Here is a 23,531-nt window from a genome sequence, read left to right as displayed (position 1 = left end):
ACAGAGTGTCGTACTCAACTGGATTCTTATTGCCGGAAACTCCTAAACTTCGCAGACGCACAAGTCTCGGACAGGAAGCCGGCGAATGGACATTTCTCGAAAACTCGCATCTTGCCCGATGTTCACGGTGGTGGCGGTCGCGTTGATGCTGCACGAGTCGGCGAACGCTCAGTCTTCGTCGCGAATCGGTGTTCCCCAGCGCAACGCTGTCGTCGCGCAGCCGCAGGTGTTTGACTGGACGGCTCAGCGAACGTCAGCCGCCGATGTGCTGTTGCCGGATGCCGTCGAATTTCGGCACGGCGAACCCGGGCTGACACCGATGGAGTCCGAGGTTTATCGCCGGTTGGTCGAGGCCACCGAACAGCAATACCAGCAGCTCTGGAAACAGCCCGACATCAACCCGGCGGAGGCCTGGGAAACGGCCTTTTATCGATTCGGCAGCGTCCGTCGGATGGCGTTTCAAAACGGCAATCTGTCGCTGACCGCCCCGCTGACAAATGTTCCGCCGGTGAAAAACCTGGCGAACCCGTTTCGAGATGCTGATGAGCCGGCGACGCCTCTGCAGCCGGCAATCGCAGCGCCGACGACTCCCGCCGCCAGCGATCATTATTCGCTGATTGCCGACATGACGCGGTTTCCGAAGGATTTCGTCGGCCGGCCGGTGGCTTTGTACGGACTGTTCGAACCGACGGAATCGGTGGAGTTGCGAACCGGCTATCTGGAAGCTGACAACCCGCTGCTTCGGCCGGTCCGTTTGCTTCGCGGGACGCTGAAATCGCTGGACGGCAAACAGTCGCTGGCCGTCGTCGATGCCAAATCGATCACCACACCGCAGTCGGCCCGTCGAGGACTGGAAAGCTGGCCAGCCGGTCTTCAGTCGCTGCCGGTCCTGGTCAAGGGCTGGGTCGTCAAGCAGTGGGACACTCGCCCATTGATCTACTGCGAGTCTTTGCGGCAAATCAGTGCGGAACCCTACGCCGACCTGATTCGTCAATACACGGTTCCGCAGCGGCGGATTCTTCCTGAAGAGACGTGGCTGTATTACGAAACTCTGCAGCAGATGACGCTGGCGGGTGCCGCCGAACAACAGCGACTTGCGGATGAAACGCTGATGAAGCGCATCGATGCGCTGATAGCTGAAGTGCGCGACAAGGCGGCTGCCGACGCCGCGGCACTGAAACTTGCCGCATCGAACGATGTGGAGAAGCAAGCCGGGCTCGCGGCCGGACTGACCCGCATTCAGCGCCTGCTGAACGCCAGAATCACGCGGTACCGACGCTGCCGCACGGATCCCGATGCGTTTCAGACGTATGTCGATCTGTTTCAGCACTCCGATGCGTGGCAGGGAAAGCTGGTCACGCTGCGGGGACATGTTCGCCACGTGGTCAGCTTTGTCGGTGACGAAATGCTGTTCGGCGGCCGGCCGCTGCACGAAGTCTGGCTGTTCACCGATGATTCGCAGCACAACCCGGCAGTCATCGTCACGCCCGACCTGCCGCCCGATTTTCCCGTCGGCGCGGACGTCATCGATCGAGTCAGCGTGACCGGCTGCTACTTCAAGCGATACGTCTACGGTTCGCAGGAAAGCAAACGAGTGGCGCCGCTGCTGCTGGCCGGACGAATTCAATGGACGCCGACTTTGGATCAGCTTCATCAACTGGTCGATTCCGGTGATCTGGCAACCGGGACGCCGCTGGCTCAGCGAGCACTGCAGCAGCGGACGGAATCGTTCAGCCAGCCGGCAATGCTGATCGTCTGTGTCCTGGCGGCCATGACCGTCATGATTTCCTTGGGCCGAGCTCACCGTGAAGAACGGGACCGCCGACGACTGATGCGCCGGATCAATGCCGACCCGGCTCTGGAACCGCAGGAATCCGTGGAATTGGATGTCTACTGACGACAGCTCTGCAGAGGGCTTTTTCGTGCGAATTCGGTACAACACATGTCACGTCGTGCGAAATGGCGCGCCTTGATTGGCGCGTTTTCAGAAGGCACAGCGACGGGCGACGGTTGCCGGCCTTCGGATTATCGCCCCGTTTTTCGACGGATGCGGCGAGCAGCCTGGAACCGACGTCGCAACGCCGGTGATTCTGTCAAGCGGCATACGTTATGCTATCGATAACCTGTGCCTTCGTGTGGAATGGTCATTTTAAGGGCACCTCCGGTAGGCAAGTTGGCAGCTGACCAGTGAGTCTGTGGCTGACCTGTTTCCTGAAGCGCCCTGAAGCTTTCCGGCCCCGCGCCCTGATGCGGAGAAAAAGAACGTCATGATCAGCCTGAAGAAGATTCTGGTTCCCACGGACTTCAGCGAGTTCAGCAAAGCGCCGCTCAATTATGGCTGTGCGATTGCCGCGCGTTTCGACAGCGAACTGCATCTGCTGCATGTTGTTCCCGATGCCGCCATGCTGGTTCCGGAAGCCGGAATGGTTTCGGGTGAAGCAATGCTGGCGCAAACCGACGCTCTGGAAGAATCCGCGCAGCGACAGCTGGCGGAAATGCCGGGCGACGGCTGGAACAACGGCAAGCCCGTCACGCGCGCCACGCGCACCGGTGCGACCTTCTACGAGATCATTCAATACGCGAAGGAACAGGATATCGACCTGATCGTGATCGGAACGCACGGTCGGTCCGGCCTGATGCATGTGCTATTGGGAAGTGTCGCGGAAAAGATTGTTCGCAAGTCCCCCTGTCCGGTACTGACGGTTCGACCGGAAGGTCATCAGTTTGTGATGCCGTAGATTGCCGCACCGCGGAGGCTCGCGCCGCGTCGCGGGGCCTTGATTCGGATGCTCTGCAAAAAGCAGCAGGATCCTGCGGGCTCGGCTGGCGGTGTTTGACAAATCCGTGGATGGTCAGTTGTGAGTCGCCAGGTGCCATTGAATCCGTGGCGATGCTTTGAAAGGAAACTCACGTGAAGAAGACGTCGTCCATGCTGTTGGTTGTGGTCGGAATGATCGTTGTTGGCGGACTGGCCGCGGGACCGGTTCTGTCGACGGACGATGGCAAGTCAGCGGACGACAGCCGCGTGGTCACATCATCGCTGGTCGCGGCGGCGTCTCCGTCATCGCAGGACGACGAACCCGACGACGGTCGCGTGCGGACACTGAAGGACTTCATGCGCCAGAAACTGAAGGCGTCGAATCAGATTCTGGAAGGTCTGATGGTTGATGACATGACGATGGTCGACAAGGCAGCCGGGGCATTGCTGACGATGAGCAAAGCGGAACAATGGCGAGCGTCGAACGACGTGATGTATCTGCAGCACAGCCGCGAATTCAGCACGGCGGTTGAGGAAATGCAGAAGAAGGCTCAGAAGGATTCGCTGGACGGCGCATCTCTGGCGTGGATTAACGTGACAATGAAGTGCATTCAGTGTCACGAATGGGTTCGCAATACCGTCATTGCGAACGCGGGCATTCGTCGACAGGACGAAACTCAGATTACGGAAGCTGACGTTTTTCTGCCCGCCGGGAACCGACTTCGCTGATACCGTCTTCAGCGACTCCGAAGCCCGGCAAACTGCAAGTAGGGTTCGGACACATGACAGCGCACCTTGTTCAGGACCGTCCCGCAACCTCTCACGCGGGTCCAGCCGTTCGCCGCAGGTCAACGCCGCAATCGATCGCTGCGGACACGTGGCGGTGGATCAACCAGGTTGAGGAACTCGGCGAGCCTCGTTTTGGTGAACTCGGCCTGTTGCTGCATTGCCTGCGAGAGGCCGTCGATGCTCAGAGCCGGGCTTCTCTGGCAACCTCAGCACGCGGTTCTGCAGATCATGGAATCGCGAACCGGAATCGCTGCGTGGACCGCCTGGACCTGCTGATCGCCAGGCTGGAGCACCCGGATCGCTACTTCAGCACGTGGCAGCAGGCCTGCCGCGAATTCGAAGAAATCTGGGACGAATACAGCGACTGACAGTGAAGTCCGGGAAAGCTACACTTCGCGGCGGTTCCGGCATCCGTCAGGAACCGCCAGAAGTGGTGAGCGGCCTGAGACGCACCTTCCGGTTCGCGGTGCGATGAACGATGGACCGCACTGGCTCTCGCCACAGCCGGTCCACGTGTTCCGCTTCCCTGACTCCGGTCGGTTCGCATGACGCTGATCAATGCGCCGCTGATTTTCGGCCTGGTGCTGGCCGGTATTCCGGTCGTACTGCATCTGATCATGCGCGCTCGGCCGAAGAAGCTGGAATTCCCGGCGCTGCGGCTGTTGAAAGCCCGGCAGACGTCGAATTCGCGGCGCATGAGGCTTCGTCATCTGTTGCTGTTGCTGCTGCGAATCGTGGTGATTGCTGTCGCCGTGCTGGCACTGACTCGCCCTTCGCTTCCGCCGGCCAGGTATGGGCTGCGTCCGTGGGAATGGGCGGCGCTGGCAGTCGTTATCGGCGGCAGCGTCGGCTTTTATTACTGGAGATCCGGCCAGCTGGCCAGCACCTCGGCGGCATCGCACGTTGTCCGCGACCAGCGCGGGCGGCTGCGAACCTACTCCGTGCTCGGCGGACTGCTGGCGGCGCTGCTGCTGGTGGGTGTCCCGTGGGGATTTCGAGTTCAGGCGGAAATGACGTCGCCACGCGAAGACACGGCGGAAGACATCCCGGTTGCCGCCGTGTTTCTATTCGACGTCAGCGAAAGCATGTCGTATCGACACGAGAATCTGACCCGACTGGAACATGCTCAGCAGACGGCAGCCGCGCAGCTCAGCGTTCTGCCGACGGGAAGTCTGGCGGCGATCGTGTCGAATGCCGGCGACGACGAAGTGGTGTTTCAGGCCGACCTGGCGGGAACGCAGTCACGAATCGAATCGCTGGAAACCCGGTCCGTCACCGGCAGCCTGAACAGCATGATCAAGCGGGCCATCGAAGCACACGTCGATGATCGCCGGCGAGTTCAGCAGGATCTGGGCAGTACCGCAGGCGGCAGCGACTTGTTTTCGCGGGAAATCTATGTTCTGACCGACCTGTCCGTGACCGCCTGGCAGCAGCCCGACGAAAGCGGACTTCGGGATCTGCTGGTTCAGCACGACTGGCTGCAGATCTATCTGGTCGATGTCAGCGTGGAACAGCCCGTGAACGTGTCTCTGTCGAGTCTGCGCTTGTCCGAAGAATCGACGGTGGTCGGGCGGGATGTGTTCGCGTCCGTCACGGTTTCGGCCACGCCGTTCGCAGCACGCGAGGCGATCGTCGAAGCATTCACGATCAACAGTGAAGGCCGGGAAATTCCCATCGGCGCGCCGTCGATCGTGAACTTCACGGGCACGCCGCCTCAGGTGACGTTTCGCGTTCCGGCCAGCGCTGACGGCAGTTTTCAACAGGGAGTCATTCGCACTTCGACGTCCGATCCGCTTGCCGCCGATGACATTCGATACTTCACCTTCGGCACTCGACCCCGGCCCGATCTTCTGTTCGTGTCAGACAACACCGACGAAAGCAAATACCTGAAGAACGCCCTGCAGCCGGAAGAACTCAAGCGAGTCGGCGTGCTGTATTACAACATCACGGAAGTTTCCACAGCGCAGTTCGCGCGACACACGCTGCCCAACTTCGATGCCGTCGTTCTGATCAACTGCCGGCGCCCGGACCCGTCGCTGTGGTCGTCGCTGACGTCGTACGTCCGATCCGGCGGTGCGCTGTTTGTCGTGGCGGGGGGCGGAACGTCCGCTCTGGATCCTGCTCGCTGGCGGACACCCGCAACGGACGAACTTCTGCCGGGACTGCCGGTCACTCCCATCACGATTCGAGGCGACACGGGACAACTGCGAATTGTTGAAAATCAACACCCGATCGGTCGCGGCATCCTGCAGTACCCGGAAGACCAGACTGCCCTGTATCTGACTCCGTTCTACAAATGCTGGACTCTGGACCTGACGCCCGATGCGCAGACGCTGATGATTCTGAAAGCGCAGATTGACTATCCGGTACTGATTGAACGCCGCGTCGGCGAAGGTCGCGTGCTGATGTTTGCGTCGGCCGTCGATTACCTGACAAACGGCGGCCAGGAATGGACGGATCTGCCGGCCGAATGGGTGTTCGTCCCGTTCGCCGAGCAAATCGTCCAGTATCTGACCGGTGGCTCCGACCAGAGGCACAACTTCACGGTGGGTACTCCGGTTGACATCAGCGTCCCGGCGGCTCAGCGGTTTTCAAAATACCTGGTGGCCAGACCCCGGCTGCGACAGTCCGGCGGCACACTCAGTCCGGAAGACACGTCGCTGCTGATCACCGATGCCGATGAACCGGGGCAATATCAGGTCCGCGATACGGACGACGGCGTTTCCTTCGAATCCGCGTTTTCCATGAACATGATCGACGCCGAAAGCGACCTGACGATTATGGAAGACGAAGCTTTGACGGAGATTCTGGGGAAGGATCGATACGCTCGCGTCAGGGATCCGGAAGAACTGCAGCGGGCTGTTCGAGTCGGCCGGCTGGGCGTGGAAGTGTTTCCCGTGCTGATCGGTCTGTTGTTGCTGCTGTTCTGTGCCGAGCACCTGATGGCCAACTTCTTCTACGACGGTGAACCAGCGCCGGAGGAATCGCCGGCAGCCGCGGCGGCCGGATGATCGCACGGCCGGCACGGGCTTCGTTCTGCCGCCATCCGCTGTTGGATCGCTGTTGGATCGACACTGACGGCAGGCCACGCGGGAAGCGAATTGTCCCGCGTTTTTGGCCGGGTTAGAGTACACTCAGCCGATCAATCTCGACATCAGTGCGTCAGCGTTCCGCGACGGGAGCGAACCATGTCCATTCAATCGATCGAACGGAGGGATACTGCATTCCACGGCCTGCCACCTCTGGAGCAGGGCGACAGGCTCACGCGCGATGAGTTCGAACGTCGGTATGCGAACATGGCCAGTGACGGCAAGGCCGAACTGATTGAAGGAGTTGTCAATATGCAGGCGGCCGTACGGTTTGGTCAGCACGGAAGTCCGCATGCATCTCTGGTTGGATGGCTGTTCCTGTATCAGTCGCAGACGCCCGGCACACTGGTCGGTGACAACGCCACCATTCGGCTGGACCTGGACAACGAACCGCAGCCGGACGCCGCCCTGATCATCGATCCGTCGTACGGCGGCAGAGTGCGAATCAGCGACGATGACTACGTCGAAGGCGCGCCGGAGCTGGTTGCGGAGATCGCCGCCAGCAGCGTCAGTATCGACATGAACCAGAAAAAGAACGTCTATCGCCGCAATCAGGTCATTGAGTACGTCGTCTGGCGGGTTCAGGACCGGGAACTTGACTGGTTCGTCCTGCGAGGCGGCGACTACGTTCCGCTGGAAGTCAGTGGCGACGGCGTGCTCCGCAGCGAGACGTTTCCCGGCCTGTGGCTCGACGCGAACTCGCTGCTGTCGGGCGACATGAACAAAGTCGTCGAAGCAAGCCAGCGAGGCACAGCGTCCCAGGAACATGCTCGATTCGTCCGGCTTCTGAAGGAAAGGCCCGGTGGCTCCTGAAAAAAACTTCGCACGAGGTGACCGCCATGGAAGAACCGTGCCGCCAGGTGTCCCGTGGCCGGTATCCGCCCCGTCGCCTGTTCCGTTTCCGGGGGCGTCGCAGAGTTGGAAGTTCGGACATCAGACCTGACAGCGATCTATGAATTTTTCCGTCGACCCGATCTGGCCGTGGCCTGTCTTACTGCTGGCTGTCGCCGCGATGTTTGCCACAGTCGCTGTCGGGTATCCGCGCCGAGTGCGGCAGCTTTCGAAGCCCTGGCAAAGGACGCTGCTGTTTCTGCGGCTGGCGATCGCTTTGCTGCTCATGCTGTGGATGCTGCGGCCCACGTTCGCCGTTGACCGTCAGGACAAGTCCAGCGCGGTGCTGTACGTGCTGGCGGATATCAGCCGCAGCATGGAAACGCCCGATGGCCCCGGCGGAGTCACGCGTCTGGAAGCCATGCGGGAACTATTGCAGAAAGCCGAACCGCTGCTGGAACGGCTGTCGGACCAGGTCGAAATCCGAACACGAGTCTTTGCGGACGAAATGTCGGCCGCCGCGAATTTGCCGGACAAAGTCGAAGGACGATCCACGGCCATCGGCTGGACATTGCAGGCTCTGGCCGACGAGTCCCGATCGGACCGCGTAGCGGGAATTCTGATGCTGGCGGACGGCAAACAGACGTCGACCGGTCGGCAGGATATTAATCCGGTTCAGCCGGCGAAGATTCTCGGCCGGCAGCATAGTCCGATTTACGGCGTGGTATTCGGCAGCGGCGAGATCACCGGCAACTCGCTGGATGTCGCTGTCAGCGAACTGGATGTCAGTCGCGACGTCTTCGTCCGCAACGTTGTGCCGCTGCGGGTGAGGCTGAAGTCACTGGGAATCGCCGGCCGCGAAGTCACTGTCCGGGTGCTGATCGAAGACAGTCTGGTGCAGCAGGACGGAACTTCCGGCACGATGCAGCCGATTCCCCGCGATCAGCAGAATCGCACGCTGCTGGTTCATACAGCGAAGACGCAGGCCGACGATACCGTCCTGGATCTGCAGTTCGTACCGCAGCACGACGGAGAACTGAAGCTGCGGGTGGAAGCCGTTCCGCTCAGCGATGAAGTTCGCAAGACGAACAACGCCGTTGAAACGATCATCCGCGTTCGCCAGGGCGGGATTCGCGTCGCATATTTCGACACGATCCGGCCGGAACAGCACTGGCTGAACCGAATTGCCGTCAGCAGCCGCATTCAGTTGGATTTCCAGCCCATTCGCAAGGGACGATTCGCCGATCGCAATCAGTTCGATGACGAGTGGTTCAAACCCGGAAACTACGACGCGTTCATCATCGGCGATGTTCCGGCAGCGATCTTCGGTCCCGAACGACTCGCAGCAATCCGTCGGTGTTGCGACGCGGGCGCCGGACTGATGATGACCGGCGGATACGACAACTTCGGAGCCGGAGGATATCACCGGACTCCGCTGGCCAACCTGCTTCCCGTCGCCATGACAGATGCGGACGAACAACTGAACGACCCGATCCAGATGCTCCCCACGGCGCTGGGCCGCACAAGTTCGATGCTGCAGATCGCGTCACCGGAAATGAATCGGCAGCGCTGGGAACAACTGCCGCCGCTAAGCGGAGCCACTCTGCTGCTCCCGAAGCAGGCGTCATTAGCGCAGGTTCTGGCAGAATCTCCTCAGGGAATTCCGCTGCTGATCGGACAAAACGTCGGAGGTTCGCGGGTTCTGGCGTTCGCCGGCGACACCACCTGGCAATGGTACGTTCACGAAGACTGGGGAGCGGAAGCGTATCAGCGATTCTGGCGGCAGGTCATTTTCTGGATCACAAAGAAGGACGACGACAGCAACTCACCCGTGTGGGTCAACGTCGAACCGCGCGACCTGATGCCCGGACGGAGTGCTCAACTGATGTTCGGAGCCCGCAATGCCGACGGATTGCCGCTGACGGACGCAGTGTACGACGTCAGCGTCGTGCTGCCGGACGGCAGCAGAGAACAGTTGCCCGCGCGCAGTGTGAATGGTCAGGGCGAAGCCGACTTTGAAAGCACCACACTGCCCGGAGACTACTGGGCCTACGTTACCGCGTCCGTCGGCGGCCAGCCGGTGGGTTCGCGCGCCGCGACACGGTTTCTGGTCAACGAACGCGATCCGGAACTCGACAATCCGGCCGCAAATCCCGGTCTGATGAGAGAACTCGCGCACAGCAGCGGCGGCGATTTCCTGACCCCCGACGCACTGCTGGAACGCCTGCAGCAGTGGGCGGACAACGGACTTCCCAGTCTGGCGTTAACACGCTCCCAGCGCATCAGCCTGTGGGACAACTGGTACACGCTGCTGCTGTTCGTGCTGCTTCTGACCGCCGAATGGGCTATTCGAAAGAAGCGGGGACTTGTGTGACGCACGGCACGATCGACTCCGTCGGAAGCCCGGACGCTCCCGAAGAATCCAGCCCATGGTGAGCGAATCGTACCAGGGAGAACATCCGGCGCGGATCTGCATTCGTCGAATCACGGCTGACCGACCACTCGTCCGCCGAAGCCCGTTGTCGTATGATCGCACCTTCGCAGGATTGCCGGACGGAAGCCGCCCATGATCGACGCTGTCGACTCAGAATTCAGAGCGTCAATGACCGATCAGGTAAAGCGCGCCGACGGCGGCACCACGCGCCCGGCGATGATCCGCCTGGGAATCGCCAGTCGGGCTCTGGAAGGCTTCGCGGCCATCCTTCCTCTGGCGCTATGGGTCGGTGTCATTTCGACGGTGCTTCCGGGGAACCAGACACGAACATTCACGGGCCCGATTGCGATGCCGCTGCTGCTGGAAATGGCAGTCGGCATCTTTCTGCAGCAGCATCTGGTGAACTATCCCTTCGGCCCTCGAAAACGTCATCGGACGGATGCCGACGCGCCGGACGATTCTTCGATTGACGAAGCCGTCCGGCGGCATCAAAAAGTCTGGCTCTTCGCAACCCTCTGCATAGCGGTCGGAGCACTGACTGTCCCATTGGCGCATTACGTCGCGGTCTTCGGAATCGGCCTGCTGGTTTTTGGTGTGGGTATCGTCGGTCGCTGGTCGGCAGCCGGGGAGTTAATGAAAGCCTCACTGTCGAACACCGATCGCTGGCACGGAATGCACCGGCTGAATCTCAGCTTCTTCATCGCCGCCGCAATTGCCGGTATCGTGTCGTGCGTTCTGCCTGGCTGGGACGCGGATCTGAAATGGCCCGGGGACTCCCTGTCACCCGCTATGGACATCGAGGATCCCGCTGCGGAAGCAGCGGCACAGACTAAGGAAGAGAAGTACGAATTTGGTGCCCTGCTGGCGATGGGAGTGATCGGAATCGCCGCGTTGCTGCTGGCAGGGCGAATCTCCCGACTGCGCGGCGAACTTCCGCGGACAATTGTGTCGGGGTTGCTGAAGCAGGGACTTGCGCCGGTCGCGTCTTCGTCGGATTCCTGCGCCGCGAGTGCGGGCAACGGGACGCACGAGACGACCGACTGCGAGGAACAATCCTGCTGCGGCACAAAGGTGGTTCGACCAATGCCGTTCTGGCTGGGATGCTGCATCGCCGCGACCGGGAACCTGGTGCTGTGGGGTGTGCTGTTTGAATCGCTGTTTCGCTGCACACTGACGACCAGTCCGCTGGTGTGCCGGTAGCCCTGTTTGTCGGTCTGCCGGTCGGCTGCGGCTTTGTTTCATCGCATCAGTCCGGACACCGGATACACGCTGTTGCTGATTCCGTTTCTGGCAGCCGGATTTGTCGCGGTCTCCGCATCATGGTTTCTGGTGGACTTCGGGATTGTGTTCGCTCTGCCCGCGCTGGCGATTGGAATCTGCGTCAGCGGCGTCGCCTGCGGGACGGACGCGCTGGTTGGTGAGTCTTTCAATGAGGAAACAGAACTGCGCAGCCGCGCGCGGGTTCTGAGCGGCGGATTCCTGCTGGCTGCCGTGACGCTGCCGCTGATCTGTGTGCTGCCTTCGCGCCGTTTGTTGCGGGGCTGATTTGCGTGCGGGCGATTCCCAGTCCGCTGTTGTCGTCTGCGGTGCCGCGTGAAGGTCAGTGAAACGATTGTGAAAACTCGTCGCCGCAGAAATCTGGTTGATGCGATTCTGGCAAACTCCGCGTCAGCGGTGTGCGTGCTGGATGCGGACCGTCGCGTGCGGTTCTTCAGCCCCGGAATGCAGCAGCAGACGCAATGGCCGCCGGAGAAAGTCGAAGGGTTGGTCTGTGAACTCGCCGTTGCCCCGGACGCGAAGCCGATCGATCTGCTGACATCGGCGATCGCTCCGCCCGCCGCTGTTCTGCAGGGACACATTCACTTCGCCGACGCCATACTTCCGCTGGCGGGCCGCGGCACGATTCAGACTCGCATCTGCCACCTTCCCGTAGAAGACGAAGAGGGCGTTGTCAGCCGAGTCATCGTCTTTAGTAGTGTGCAGCCGGCCGATTCCGCAGACACGATCACGTCCCGGCAGCTCAGCCAGTCGCTGCACGCGGAGATCACCGCACTGCGTCTCGACTTCCGAAACCGATTCGGGATAACTTCTGTTCTCGGCCGCGATCCGGCAATGCAGCGAGCCATCGAACAGGCTCACCTGCTGAAGGACGCCGACTGCGGATTCACGATTATCGGTCCACCGGGCAGTGGTCGCCGACACCTGGCAAAGACGATTCATGTGGCGGGCCGGCATATGGAAGATGCCATCGTACCCCTGCATTGCCGGCTGCTTTCGTCCGAGCAGTTGTTTACCGCGCTGCGACAACTTGGCAAACGCCGCACCGCGGATGCCGGTGCGGCTCACCATCCGGTCGGCACGGTGCTGTTCGTTGATGCCGATCGGATGCCGCGAGAAGTCCAGCACTGGCTGCTGGAGAATCTTCACACGGAAGCCGCGTCGATTCGGCTGGCCGCGACCTCCGAAGTTCCGCTGTTGCAGCCGGAGCAGGAAGGCTGGATTCTTCCCGAGTTCCGGCAACTGCTGTCCACGGTGGAGATCGTCCTGCCTTCGCTGCACGCGCGCGGGTCGGACGTGCTGCTGCTGGCTCAGCATTTCGTCGAGAATTGCCACAGACTGCACAACACGTCGGCCGAATCGATCAGCGAAACGGCCGCTGCCGAACTGACCGCCTACCGCTGGCCCGGCAACGTCAGGGAACTCAAACAGGTCATCTATGAGGCGTGCCAGACCTGTTTCGGAGAACGACTGGAAGTCTCGGATCTGCCGTTCACATTTCGCGTCGGCATGGAAGCTCAGCGACACCCGCCCGCTGCGCCCGTGGCTGCCCGATCGCTGGAAGAAATCCTGATTCGCTTCGAATCGGAAGTCCTGCAGCGCACGCTGGAGATCTGCAACGGCAACAAAGCCGAAGCCGCTCGCCGGCTGGGACTGACTCGCCCGAAACTTTATCGGCGGTTAAGAACGCTGGGCCTTGAGTCGGATGAGCCCTGACGGAAGCGGCCACTGACGCTTCAGACGCCAGCTTTCCGCACGACAGGTCCCGCAGACCGACTGTCACAGTTTCTGCAGCGTGCTATTCGTAGCCGGATGAATGCAGAAACGGAAAAGCGTCCGCATTGTCGGGACAGCCGTCAGCCGTCACGTCCAGGTACCACGACGGGTCACGCTGAAATCGCGTTTTGTTTTCCAGACTCGCAAAAAAGAATAACTGGCCATCGTAGACGGCCCCATATTCAATGGCTCCGATGGTCGCACGGTTTTCGCTGAAGAGTTCCACCAGGTCACAGCCGTGCAGCCGCGGAATGAACCGATAGGCGTCCTTCTGAAACAACGCGACTTCTTCTTCTGACTGCAGGAAGTAGTCGACGCCTTCGTGGTTGACAACGAATTCTTCGCTGCCCTTGCGCCATTCGCGTGACTGACACAGAGCAACGGGGGAGTATCCGCCGAGTCCCACCATCTTTCCGTCGTGTTCGACGATCAGGCAACTCCGCGTCGTTTCGCGACCCGATTCTGAACCGTCACCGGCGTTTGCCCCGGATTGGTTCAAAGCAACCTGCGACCGACCGTCGCCGGTTCTTTCGGCAAGGCGTTCCAGGCGAGCGATGTAGCTGCTGAGCGAGAGTGCTCCGGTCTGCAGCGGGCTCTGACTGCCATCCGGCCGGATGACGAGTTCCGTCGGCAAAGTCCGGATGGCGAAGCGGGAAATCAGTTCGGGATTGCGGTCCGCGTCAATTCGAACTCCAACGACTTTCGTGCCGAGCAGATAGGCGACCTGCGGCTGATTCAGCACGTCGCTTTCCATCTTGCGACACGGCCCGCACCAGGTCGCTTCGAAATGCAGAAGCAGCGGCAACTGGTACTGTTCGGCAAGTGCCCGGGCTTCTTCCAGCGAATGCTGCCATTCGCCGCCGGGAGATCCGGCCGTCATTCCGACGGGAGCCGCCAGCCCTTTGTTGTCGCCGGTGGTTTCAGAACCGGGCACCGGGCCGAGAAAACAAACACAAACGATCGCTGTCACGGACACCGCAGACATCGAATGCTTCCTTTCCTGTTTTCAAACAGCGACTCCCCGACAGCGACTCCATCCGGGCAGGGAGCCCGCAGACCTCAGGCTGATACAGATTCGAAACGATCCGTGCTTCGAAGCATCCATTGCAGTCAGGAAAACGTCAGGCAATGTCACAGGCACTGCAGAAGCAGCGGCCTGGCATTGGAAACTGGCCCGCGGGTTGGGACACAGGACGTGTCCGCGTGAGTGAATGTGGTCAACGCGCCGATTGCGGAGGGCTGACCGGTTGCGATTCTTTCGTCGACCGGGAAAGCAGCATCATCGCTGCCGGGAAAACGGGCCGCAGCCCGGGGAAGGGTTTCGGTTGAACGGTGATTTCGGGTGCTTCGTCATCCGTTTTGTGACTGATGACCGTCGCGGTGACAAACTCCGCCTGCGTCAGAACCGGGTCGATCAATCCTTAATTCACGGTCAACATCACATCCGTTGGCACCAGTCAGGATACAACAACTCAGAACTCTCAGCTTCTATGCCGACAGATATCCGTTCTTGTTCAGGTGTGCAATGACTTCGTTCGCCAGCTCTTCAATCCCCTTGCTGTCAGAATCCAGCGTGATCTCCGCAGCGGTGGGCTCTTCGTACGGCGCATCGATTCCGGTGAACCCCTTGATCTCACCGGCGCGGGCCTTCTTGTACAGGCCTTTCGGGTCGCGACTTTCGCACGTTTCCAGACTGGCTTTCACGTAGACTTCCAGAAACTCTCCCTGGGGAAGCAGGGCTCGCACTTTGTCGCGATCTTCGCGGTAGGGCGAAATGAACGCCGTCGACACAATCACGCCGCTGTCGGCGAACAGCTTCGCGACTTCACCGATCCGGCGGATATTTTCGACGCGGTCTTCGGGCGAGAACCCGAGATTCTTGTTCAGGCCCATGCGAATGTTGTCACCGTCGAGCACAAAGGTGTGCCGGCCGGCGTCGTGCAGCATCCGGTCGACGGCATTTGCCACCGTACTTTTTCCACAGCCGCTCAGACCCGTGAACCACAACACAACGCCTTTGTGGCGATTCAGCTTCTGCCGCTCTTCGCGCGTCACGCTATGATCGTGCCATGTGACGTTGGTTGCTTTTTGTTCCGCCATTAACCTGGACTTTCCGGGATTCCACTTCGAGATTTCGTACGGCTGCCTTTGGAAACTGCCGCTCCGATGTCAGCGGCGATTCAAGGGAAGCTGCGGATGATAGGGTCGGGACAAGTGTCCGCAAGTATATTGGTCCGACAAAATAGCGGTTCTCAACACCGGCAACCTGTCGGTTTCGCATAGAAAACGGCATGCGGAAATCGACGAATCACAGGCTCAGCGTGAGCTGCAAAGCGTGACTGCGAAAGCTCTTAGGAATCGGTAAGGGATCGCCTCGCCGCGCTGGAGAGAACCCCGCCGGGCTGCTACGCTGTGCGGCTTTCCTGAGTCGGCCCGTACCCGCGAAGGTCGTCCTTCCGTCACCCGAAAGCGCTGCCTGGCTGCCGCTGAAATCTCATCAACCGAGTTCTTCGATGACCTCCCATTCCGGCCCTGATTTTTCGAAATCCGAACTGATCCCCGCGATCGCTCAGGACGCAGAGACCGGCGACGTGTTGATGATGGCGTGGATGAACGAAGCCGCGTATCGTGAAACGCTCAGCACTCAACGCGTCTGCTACTACAGTCGCAGCCGGCGGAAACTCTGGCGCAAAGGTGAAGAAAGCGGCAACGTTCAGGAACTGAAATCCATCTACTTCGACTGCGATGCTGATACGCTGCTTGTCAAAGTTCATCAGGTGGGCGGAGCCGCCTGCCACGAAGGATATCGAAGCTGTTTCTTTCGCCGTGTCGATCCTGCCACGGGTAATGTCGCTGTTGAAGGTGATCGCGTGTTTGACCCGGCTGACGTCTATGGCAGCTAGTTGTATGGCAGCTGCTTGTGTTGCGCGATTCATCTGACCGGTCGGCGAAGGGACGAAAGCTGAGCCCCGTCTGACTTCCATCCGAAAAATAACACGACGCCTCTTCGGAAGACGAATGTCGCCGGAGCTGGCCGATGCCGGGGCATTCAGCGGCCGCGGCGGTGTTCATGTGCATCCAGTAACTGCAACCAGCGATTCTTATGACGAAACAGATCCTAAAACTGGGCATTCCGGCCGGCAGCCTGCAGGAATCGACCGCCGACCTCTTTCGCCGAGCCGGCTACAACATCAAATTCGCGTCGCGGTCCTATGTTCCGACGGTCGACGATGACGACATTGAATGTCTGCTGATCCGTGCCCAGGAAATGGCTCGCTACGTGGCCAACGGAATTCTGGACGCCGGGATCACCGGTCACGACTGGGTGCTGGAAACTCAGGCCGACGTGCATGAAGTCTGCGAACTCCGGTTTTCCAAGGTCAGTCGGCGTCCCGTACGGTGGGTATTGTGCGTTCCGGAAGATTCTCCGATTCAGTCGGTCACGGACCTTCAGGGAAAACGCATCGCAACGGAAGCCGTGGGCCTGACGAAAGCCTATCTGGAAAAGCACGGCGTTTCGGCGTCGGTGGAGTTTTCGTGGGGAGCCACCGAAGTCAAGCCACCCAAACTGGCGGACGCGATCGTGGAAGTCACAGAAACCGGCAGTTCGCTGCGAGCCAACAATCTGCGGATTGTGGACGAGGTAATTCAGAGCACGACACGCTTTATCGCCAACCACAACAGCTATGCCGACGACTGGATTCGCAACAAGATCGAAAACATCGCGCTGATGCTGCAGTCGTGCCTGCACGCGGAAGGCAAAGTCGGGCTGATGATGAACGTACACCGGGATCAGTTGGCGGCAGTCGTCAGCAGCCTGCCCGCACTGCAGACTCCCACGGTTTCGCACCTGTCGGATCCGGACTGGGTGGCGGTCAGCACCATTGTTGACGAAACGCTGGTGCGCACCGCAATCCCGCAATTGAAGGCCAGCGGAGCTCGGGGCATTGTCGAGTTTCCGATCAGCAAGATCATTGACTGACGGCGCTGGTTTTCACGGAATCGCCTGTGTCTGAACTGGCGGCATGCGGAACCGGAACTCGCGGGATCCGCGCAGAATGAAGCCCGGCAGCGCGATCGCCGCCGGGCTTCTCAGTGGTTCGACGCGTCGCTCGCCGGCGACAGCGTCATTCTTCCAGTTCCAGATTCCAGTACGCGTCGCTGATAAACTTCGACCAGCTTTCCAGTCGAATTCCGTGACGAGCGTATGTGGGGTTCCAGATTGGCCGAGTCGGCCGCTTCTTCAGCGGCATGCCGGCTCGTTCCGGAGTGCGTGCAGCCTTGCGATGATTGCAGTCAACGCACGCCAGCACGCAGTTCGTCCAGCTTGATGTTCCTCCCTGCGAACGCGGAGTGACGTGGTCAATCGTCAGTTCCTCGCTGCCGGGACGGCAACCGCAATACTGGCACGTGAAGTTGTCTCGCTTAAAGACGTTGCGACGGCTGAACGCCACGACGTTGGCCGGCATCCGGTCATAGTGAGTCAGCGTGACAACTTCCGGAACTCGCAGCTTCAGCCATGGCGTCTGGATAAAGAGTTCTTCATCCTTCGGCTGCAGCCGTGCCCAGTCTTCCCACGAATACTGCGTGAAGTCAGCGGGATCGACGATGCGAGCCGATTCGTTCCAGACCTTCATCAGGGAGCGACCGACCGTGGCCACGCCAACCGGCTGCCAGTTGCGGTTCAGAACAAGTGTCGGTCTCTGAAGAACTGAGGTTACCACCGTACCGATTCCCATCACGCTTTGTGAAACCGGCGCTGCCGGCTCACCGTTCCGATTGGTCTTTCAGTGTGCAATACCCTACCGGCTGAATTCATGGCGTGCCAGTGAGGAAGTTAATGTCCGGTTAAAGGACGCGAAGTCGAGTGTCCTGCTGTCCGGGACGCACCAGGGTCGACGCAAGTTCGCGCGACGCGTGCCGGTGTGCGGCATTTCGTGCGTTTTTGACGCCTCCGCCGGCGGTCTCATGGCGAATACCGCGGTCTTATGGCGAATCACGGCAGCAGTTCTGCTGCAATTTCCCGCCACAGTTCGTCGATTTCCGCGACGGTCCGCGACCGTTTGCCGGCACTTCGGAACCAGTAGCCGGCATTGCCGATGTCGCCTTCAATCAGGTGCAGTAACGCATGAATCCAGGAGCCGGTGGGTGTCGCAATGTCCTGGGCGATCCCGTGAGCCGTGTCCCAGTTGTCGGCCTTCGCATGCCACAACGCGGTCAATTCCGGGGAAAGACCTTCGGGCGGATTCGGATCGTTTGTTGCAGACGTCAGTAAATCGTCGACGGTCATGGCGCAGTGTCTCAAGAATCCCGGTTCAAAATCCCGGTTCAAAATCCTGGTTCAAAATCCTGGTTCAAAATCCTGGTTCAAAATCCTGGTTCAAAAATCCGATACGGCGGAAGAATGCAGTACGGCATTCGGCGGTCGTTTCCGTCGTGAATCGCCACGGCGTGTCCTGGTGTTCTGCGAGAATCACTCGGCCTTGCGAATCGTCCGACAGCGCTTACAGTCTCGCTTCCTCTGTCACACGATAGCCGTTTTGAACCGTACTATGAAATCAGTCCTGATCATCCCCGATGGTGTCGCCGATGAGCCGCAGCCGTCTCTTGGCGGGCGAACTCCGCTGCAGGCGGCTGAGATTCCCAACATGGATGCCGTCGCGGCGGCCGGCATTGTGGGGCGCACTGACAATGTTCCGGCCAGTATGCCGTCCGGAAGCGACGTCGGCACGATGACGCTGTTCGGCTATGACACGCTGAAGTTCCATACCGGCCGAGCTCCCATTGAAGCGGCTGCTCAGGGAATCGAACTGGGGGCAGATGACTGGGCCGTTCGCTGCAATCTGGTGACGGTTATCGACGACGTGATGAAGAGTTTCACGGCCGGTCAGATTCCCAGCGCTGACGCTCACGCGCTGATCGGAATTCTGCAGCGCGATCAGTCAGCCGACAGTCCCTGGAATTTTCACGCGGGAGTCAGCTATCGCAATCTGCTGATCTATCGCGCGCTCGGCGAAGCGGCTCCGTTTACGGCGGAAACATCCGGCACGCCGCCGCATGACATCACCGATCAGCCGATCGCCGCCTTTCTGCCCGCTGGCCCCGGTTCAAAACTGCTGAGGGAACTCATGCAGCGCAGCCGAATCCTGTTTGCCGACGCCGCGCCGAACGCGGCACGCAAAGCAGCCGGCGAACTTCCGGCGACTCAGATCTGGCTGTGGGGACTCGGCCGGCGTCCGGCGCTGGAACCGTTCTTCGACCGGTTCCATGTTCGCGGGGCAGTGATTACCGCCGTTGACCTGTTGCGAGGCATGGGGCGACTGATTGGCTGGGAAGTTATCGAAGTGGAAGGAGCCACCGGGTACCTTGATACCGACTACGCTGCGAAGGGACGGTCCGCAATCGAAACGCTCAAACGCAGCGACATCGATTTCATTGTTGTCCACGTCGAAGCCACTGACGAGGCGTCTCACGAAGGCAACGTCGCCGAAAAAATCAAAGCTGTTGAGCACATTGACCGCGACATCGTCGGCCCGGTTCACGACTGGCTGAAATCACAGGGTGAATACCGGATGCTGATCAGTCCTGATCACCCCACGTTTCTGCGCACAAAGACTCACAGTCACGGATACTGCCCGTTTGCCATGTGCGGAACGGGAGTCTCGCCGAACGCTCCGCAGACGTACAACGAGCCCGCCGCCAGGGAATCGGATGTCGTTTTTGACGAAGGTTTCCGGCTGATGGAGACGTTTCTGAAACGGTAAACGCCGGGACCACGCGGCAACGTCGTCTGCGCCGGACCCGCGGTGCGAATGGACAATTGAAATGGGTGAGATCTCCGATGTGCTGCGACTGGGACGACAGATCACCGTACTTCCGGTGATTCACGGCAGCGGCGACTTTGCTGTTGAGGTGCGGCGGCTGATGCTGTCACAGTCATTCGACTGTATTGCCGTGCCGCTGCCGCCGTCGTTTCAGACGGAAGTGGAGGCAGCCGTCGAAATGCTGCCCAGTGTGTCGGTGGTGCTTCAGCGGGAACCTGCCGGGCGATTTTCAGGCAGCGAACCGTACTCGCCGGACGACGACGATCAGGATGACGACGACGACAGTGACGGGCGAGCCAGCTACGTTCCCATCGATCCGTGTCAGCCGGTGATCGCGGCACTGCGAATTGCGATGCAGGAACATATTCCGCGAGCCTTCATCGATATCGAAAACGAACACTACCTTCCGCGAGCCGCGGCGCTGCCCGATCCTTATGCTCTGAAGCGAGTCGCATCGGACCAATTCGCGGCCGCCGTGCTGCCGGCCGTGTCCGCGCCGGCCGAACCGTCGCAGGTTGCTCGCATTCACTGGATGGCCAGTGAGCTGCATCGGCTGGTCAGAAACTTTCAATCGATCCTGTTTGTCTGCGGTATTCTGGACTGGCCGTGGATTCGCGACGCGTTCCAGTCAGCCGTCGATCCGCCGCCGGCGCCTCCGGAACCGATCAATCCCGCTCGCATTTTTTCCGTCGAACCCCGCACGCTGACGTTTATGCTCGGCGAACTTCCGTTCATCACGGGGCTGTACGAACTGGCGCGAGCGGAACTGGACGATGACGAAAACCTGTCGATCGACGGCATCAAATCGCTGCTGCTGGCTTCCCGCGATCGTTACCGGGAGGAATTCGAATCGCGCGCCCGGCCGATCACTCCGCAACTGCTGACGTCCTGCCTGAAGTACATTCGCAATCTGTCGCTGATCGAACGCCGGTTTACTCCCGACCTGTATACTCTCGTCACGGCGGCACAACAGATTGCCGGAGATCAGTACGCCATTCATCTCGCGGAAACCGCCCGCGCCTATCCGTTTGACGCGTCAGGCGACTTTCCGGAAGTCCGCTTCGGAGTAGATCGGGTCGTCCTGCCGGATTCCGACCATCTGAAAGTCGTCAGCCGACTGCCGGGTCACCCCGTCGCGTGGCGAAGCTGCCGTCTGAACGCTCGCCCCGATCGTCGGCAGCAGATTCAGTGGCAGAAAACCTGGAACCCGTTCGGTCAGTGCAGTTGGCCGCCGGAAGACACTTCGATCGAACGTTTTCGAACGCACGTCAAAGATGTTGCGCTGGACATGATCGGCAACGACCTTGCCAGGACCGAAAAGTTCAGTGCCAGCCTGAAGGACGGACTGGATATTCGTGAGACACTGCGGAACTGGCACACGGGAGACCTGTTCGTCCGCGTGTTTCCTCCGGCCCGCGGCAAGCTGGACTGTGTTGTGATGCTGTTTGATTCGCCCGCGGATCCCCGCGACTATCCCTGGCGAATTACCTGGCACGCCGAACACCACGACGAAAGCACGCTGTCACTGTTCGCCACGGACTTTACAAAGGAACTTGTCGGCCCCGGCATTGCTTTGGCGCGCTACGGAGGCTGCATGTTTCTGTTTCCGCCGCGACCGATTCCCGACGTGTTTCGCGACGCTCGGTTTGATTTCACCGACACTCTGGAAGAACGCATTATTGCCGCCGGCCTGCACTATAGCCGCGAAAAACACATTGCTTTGATGAGCCACCTGCCGCCCGGCGCAGGCTGGCGACGATTGGCCCGCAAATACAAGAAGAAGATCGTTCATGTGCCGCTCAACCGTTTCGGGACGGCCACGATCGAAAAGCTGAGAATGTTCCACGTGCTGAACGGTCGCCAGGTTCGCAGCTACGCGTCGCATTTCATCCGCAAGCCGTAAGCCACCGCGGCGGCACAATTCTCGCAACTGCTGCCACGCGGGAGAGTGAGGTTGTTCTGCGTTCAGCGGAAGATGGGGCACAGGGCCAGCCGCGCAGGTCCGACGCTGCAATCAGGCTGTTCGGCCTTTTCACCAGGCGTCATCGGCTTCCTGCAGCCCGACGCGATGCAACATTCCGATTCACCGAGCGGCACAAACGCAGCGCGTGAGCTTCAAACTCCGCGACGGTCTCCGTAGCGTTCCACATGCAGGCGCGGTGAGAAGCGGAATCCTGATTCTTCGGCTGCTTGTTGAATCCACTGAGTCTTCTCGGCAAGTTCCCCGGCAGTGCGGGCCTGCGGCATCAGCCAGACTCGATCCGGGCTGACCATCGGAAAGTCGCGCAGGTAGGCCAGCACGCCGCTGATATCTTCGGATGAGTCGATCACGAATTTTAGAATTCCGTCGTAGCGAGTCAGCAGAGACCGGATGACGGCCGGCTGGTGACGGGTTTCTTCATGGCGGACCGACCAGTGGGCGTCTTCGGGGGTGGAGTTTTCCAGCTTGGGACTGATCGCCATCAGGTCGCATTCGACGGACCGATCGACGGTCCCCGCTGTTTCGATCGTGATCGTCCGGCCCGCGGCGCGGCAGAGTTCCGTGAGTTCCGTGAGCTGCGGGGCCAGCATCGGTTCGCCGCCGGTGATCACCACGTGTCCCGCGGAGCACGCTTCGACCACCCGCTGCAGTTCGTCCAGCGACTTCTGTTCGCCTTCGGGATTCCACGATGTGTAGGGCGTGTCGCAAAACCAGCAGCGCAGATTGCAGCCGGACGTCCTGATGAACAGCGACGGCGTTCCGGCCCACGGGCCTTCGCCCTGAAAGGACTCAAAGATCTCGGAAATAAACATGAGTCCGCTGCGGCTTGTCACGAGTGAGCATACGGTATGGGATCGTTGACTCCTGCTTCGGCGAAACCCTTCAGCCGCAACCGGCACGAATCGCACGCGCCGCAACTGAGCCCGACCGGCGACGGATCATAGCAACTGTGCGTCAGTCCGTAGTCGACATTCAGCCGCAGTCCCTGCTGAATGATCTGCGCCTTTGTCATCGAAATCAGCGGCGTCCGAATTGTCAGTCGGCGACCTTCCACACCGGCCTTCGTCGCCAGATTGGCCATCGCTTCGAATGCCGAAATGAACTCCGCCCGGCAGTCCGGATAGCCGCTGTAGTCCACCGCGTTGACCCCGATGAAGAGCGTATCGGCGCCGATCGATTCCGCCAGCCCGAGCGCCACCGACAGAAAGATCGTGTTCCGCGCCGGAACGTAGGTGACCGGAATTCCGCCGCTGATCTCGTCGTCGGACCGGTCATGCGGCACCGGGATATCATTCGTCAGCGCAGAACCGCGAAAGATGCCAGTGTCGAGGCGAAACACGACGTGGCTGGCCACCTGATTCGCGGTGCAGACCTTCGCCGCGGCTTCCAGTTCGAAGCGGTGTCGCTGGCCGTAGTCGAACGAAATCGCGTGCAGCTCGAATCCTTCGCTGCTCGCGATTGCCAGGACGGTCGCGGAATCGAGTCCTCCGCTGACAAGAACAACGGCTTTGGGTTCAGGCATGGCTGGTTGTCGGATCGGCCGGTGGCAGTCGATCCGGGAAACGGATTCAGAATGTTCAGACAGGATCGTCAAATGAGCGATGGTCGCACACGCGATGACGCACGGTAGCTGACCGGCGTGCGACAGCGAACGATCAGCGTGAACGGTCACCGTGTTCCCGCGCGAACATTTCAATTGGCCGCGTGTCAGTGTGACGGTAGGATTATCCGAATGTCCTGCGGGAAGACGGTGCTTCCCGAAGATTCCCCG

At 60.3% G+C, this 23,531-nt stretch carries 20 protein-coding genes; 14 read left to right on the top strand and 6 right to left on the bottom strand.

Going from position 1 to position 23,531, the window contains the following annotated elements; genetic code table 11:
* The first annotated feature begins 85 nt into the window (after window positions 1-85).
* From R3C19_23870 to R3C19_23825, 10 genes are all read left to right on the top strand, one after another.
* A complete protein-coding gene (locus tag R3C19_23870; protein MEZ6063396.1) occupies window positions 86-1,897 on the top strand; it encodes a hypothetical protein in 1,812 nt (603 codons plus the stop codon).
* Window positions 1,898-2,267: 370 nt separating this feature from the next.
* A complete protein-coding gene (locus R3C19_23865; GenBank protein MEZ6063395.1) occupies window positions 2,268-2,738 on the top strand; it encodes a universal stress protein in 471 nt (156 codons plus the stop codon).
* A 173-nt stretch (window positions 2,739-2,911) separates the two neighbouring features.
* Window positions 2,912-3,487 (top strand): hypothetical protein, encoded by a 576-nt coding sequence (locus R3C19_23860; protein MEZ6063394.1) that lies wholly within the window; start codon window positions 2,912-2,914, stop codon window positions 3,485-3,487.
* A 53-nt stretch (window positions 3,488-3,540) separates the two neighbouring features.
* Entirely contained in the window at window positions 3,541-3,915 is a 375-nt protein-coding gene (locus R3C19_23855; protein MEZ6063393.1) for a hypothetical protein, read from the top strand.
* A 177-nt stretch (window positions 3,916-4,092) separates the two neighbouring features.
* The gene (locus tag R3C19_23850) at window positions 4,093-6,558 is read left to right on the top strand and encodes a BatA domain-containing protein (GenBank protein ID MEZ6063392.1); all 2,466 of its coding nucleotides are present in this window, start codon (window positions 4,093-4,095) and stop codon (window positions 6,556-6,558) included.
* Between the two features lie 177 nt (window positions 6,559-6,735).
* A complete protein-coding gene (locus R3C19_23845; protein MEZ6063391.1) occupies window positions 6,736-7,449 on the top strand; it encodes a Uma2 family endonuclease in 714 nt (237 codons plus the stop codon).
* A 139-nt stretch (window positions 7,450-7,588) separates the two neighbouring features.
* A complete protein-coding gene (locus R3C19_23840) occupies window positions 7,589-9,841 on the top strand; it encodes a glutamine amidotransferase (protein ID MEZ6063390.1) in 2,253 nt (750 codons plus the stop codon).
* A gap of 192 nt (window positions 9,842-10,033) precedes the next feature.
* Entirely contained in the window at window positions 10,034-11,101 is a 1,068-nt protein-coding gene (locus R3C19_23835; protein MEZ6063389.1) for a hypothetical protein, read from the top strand.
* 33 nt (window positions 11,102-11,134) lie between these two features.
* Entirely contained in the window at window positions 11,135-11,446 is a 312-nt protein-coding gene (locus R3C19_23830; protein ID MEZ6063388.1) for a hypothetical protein, read from the top strand.
* 69 nt (window positions 11,447-11,515) lie between these two features.
* Window positions 11,516-12,895: a helix-turn-helix domain-containing protein gene (locus R3C19_23825; protein ID MEZ6063387.1), complete on the top strand. Its 1,380-nt coding sequence runs from the start codon at window positions 11,516-11,518 to the stop codon at window positions 12,893-12,895.
* Between the two features lie 82 nt (window positions 12,896-12,977).
* Here R3C19_23825 and R3C19_23820 read toward each other — a convergent pair whose 3' ends face one another.
* Together R3C19_23820 and cysC are read right to left on the bottom strand one after the other, a co-directional pair.
* Window positions 12,978-13,940 carry a thioredoxin family protein gene (locus R3C19_23820; protein MEZ6063386.1) on the bottom strand — a complete coding sequence of 321 codons (963 nt, stop codon included), beginning with the start codon at window positions 13,938-13,940 and terminating at the stop codon, window positions 12,978-12,980.
* Window positions 13,941-14,443: 503 nt separating this feature from the next.
* Window positions 14,444-15,055 (bottom strand): adenylyl-sulfate kinase, encoded by a 612-nt coding sequence (gene cysC, locus R3C19_23815; protein MEZ6063385.1) that lies wholly within the window; start codon window positions 15,053-15,055, stop codon window positions 14,444-14,446.
* Window positions 15,056-15,468: 413 nt separating this feature from the next.
* On the opposite strand from cysC, the gene hisI reads away from it, so the two are divergent.
* The gene (hisI, locus tag R3C19_23810) at window positions 15,469-15,858 is read left to right on the top strand and encodes a phosphoribosyl-AMP cyclohydrolase (protein ID MEZ6063384.1); all 390 of its coding nucleotides are present in this window, start codon (window positions 15,469-15,471) and stop codon (window positions 15,856-15,858) included.
* A 200-nt stretch (window positions 15,859-16,058) separates the two neighbouring features.
* Complete coding sequence (gene hisG / locus R3C19_23805; GenBank protein ID MEZ6063383.1) at window positions 16,059-16,937, top strand: ATP phosphoribosyltransferase; 879 nt, start codon at window positions 16,059-16,061, stop codon at window positions 16,935-16,937.
* A 145-nt stretch (window positions 16,938-17,082) separates the two neighbouring features.
* On the opposite strand, the gene R3C19_23800 is transcribed toward hisG, so the two are convergent.
* On the bottom strand, window positions 17,083-17,679 hold the full coding sequence (locus R3C19_23800; protein MEZ6063382.1) for an HNH endonuclease: 597 nt from the start codon (window positions 17,677-17,679) through the stop codon (window positions 17,083-17,085).
* A gap of 272 nt (window positions 17,680-17,951) precedes the next feature.
* Window positions 17,952-18,245 (bottom strand): hypothetical protein, encoded by a 294-nt coding sequence (locus tag R3C19_23795; protein ID MEZ6063381.1) that lies wholly within the window; start codon window positions 18,243-18,245, stop codon window positions 17,952-17,954.
* Window positions 18,246-18,507: 262 nt separating this feature from the next.
* Between R3C19_23795 and R3C19_23790 the strand changes: the two genes are divergently transcribed.
* Together R3C19_23790 and R3C19_23785 are read left to right on the top strand one after the other, a co-directional pair.
* Window positions 18,508-19,719 (top strand): cofactor-independent phosphoglycerate mutase, encoded by a 1,212-nt coding sequence (locus R3C19_23790; GenBank protein MEZ6063380.1) that lies wholly within the window; start codon window positions 18,508-18,510, stop codon window positions 19,717-19,719.
* Between the two features lie 61 nt (window positions 19,720-19,780).
* Entirely contained in the window at window positions 19,781-21,682 is a 1,902-nt protein-coding gene (locus tag R3C19_23785) for a hypothetical protein (GenBank protein ID MEZ6063379.1), read from the top strand.
* Between the two features lie 212 nt (window positions 21,683-21,894).
* Here R3C19_23785 and R3C19_23780 read toward each other — a convergent pair whose 3' ends face one another.
* Both R3C19_23780 and queC read right to left on the bottom strand, forming a co-directional pair.
* Window positions 21,895-22,593, bottom strand: a complete 699-nt coding sequence (locus tag R3C19_23780) for a 7-carboxy-7-deazaguanine synthase QueE (protein ID MEZ6063378.1) — start codon at window positions 22,591-22,593, stop codon at window positions 21,895-21,897.
* Window positions 22,590-23,282: a 7-cyano-7-deazaguanine synthase QueC gene (gene queC / locus R3C19_23775; GenBank protein ID MEZ6063377.1), complete on the bottom strand. Its 693-nt coding sequence runs from the start codon at window positions 23,280-23,282 to the stop codon at window positions 22,590-22,592. Before queC ends, R3C19_23780 begins: the two co-directional genes overlap by 4 nt.
* Window positions 23,283-23,531 lie beyond the last annotated feature (249 nt).

The sequence above is a fragment of the Planctomycetaceae bacterium genome (assembly GCA_041398785.1).
Taxonomy (GTDB): Bacteria; Planctomycetota; Planctomycetia; order Planctomycetales; family Planctomycetaceae; genus JAWKUA01.
Note: the sequence above shows the minus strand (reverse complement) of the source record. Positions and strands in the feature narration are given on the sequence as shown.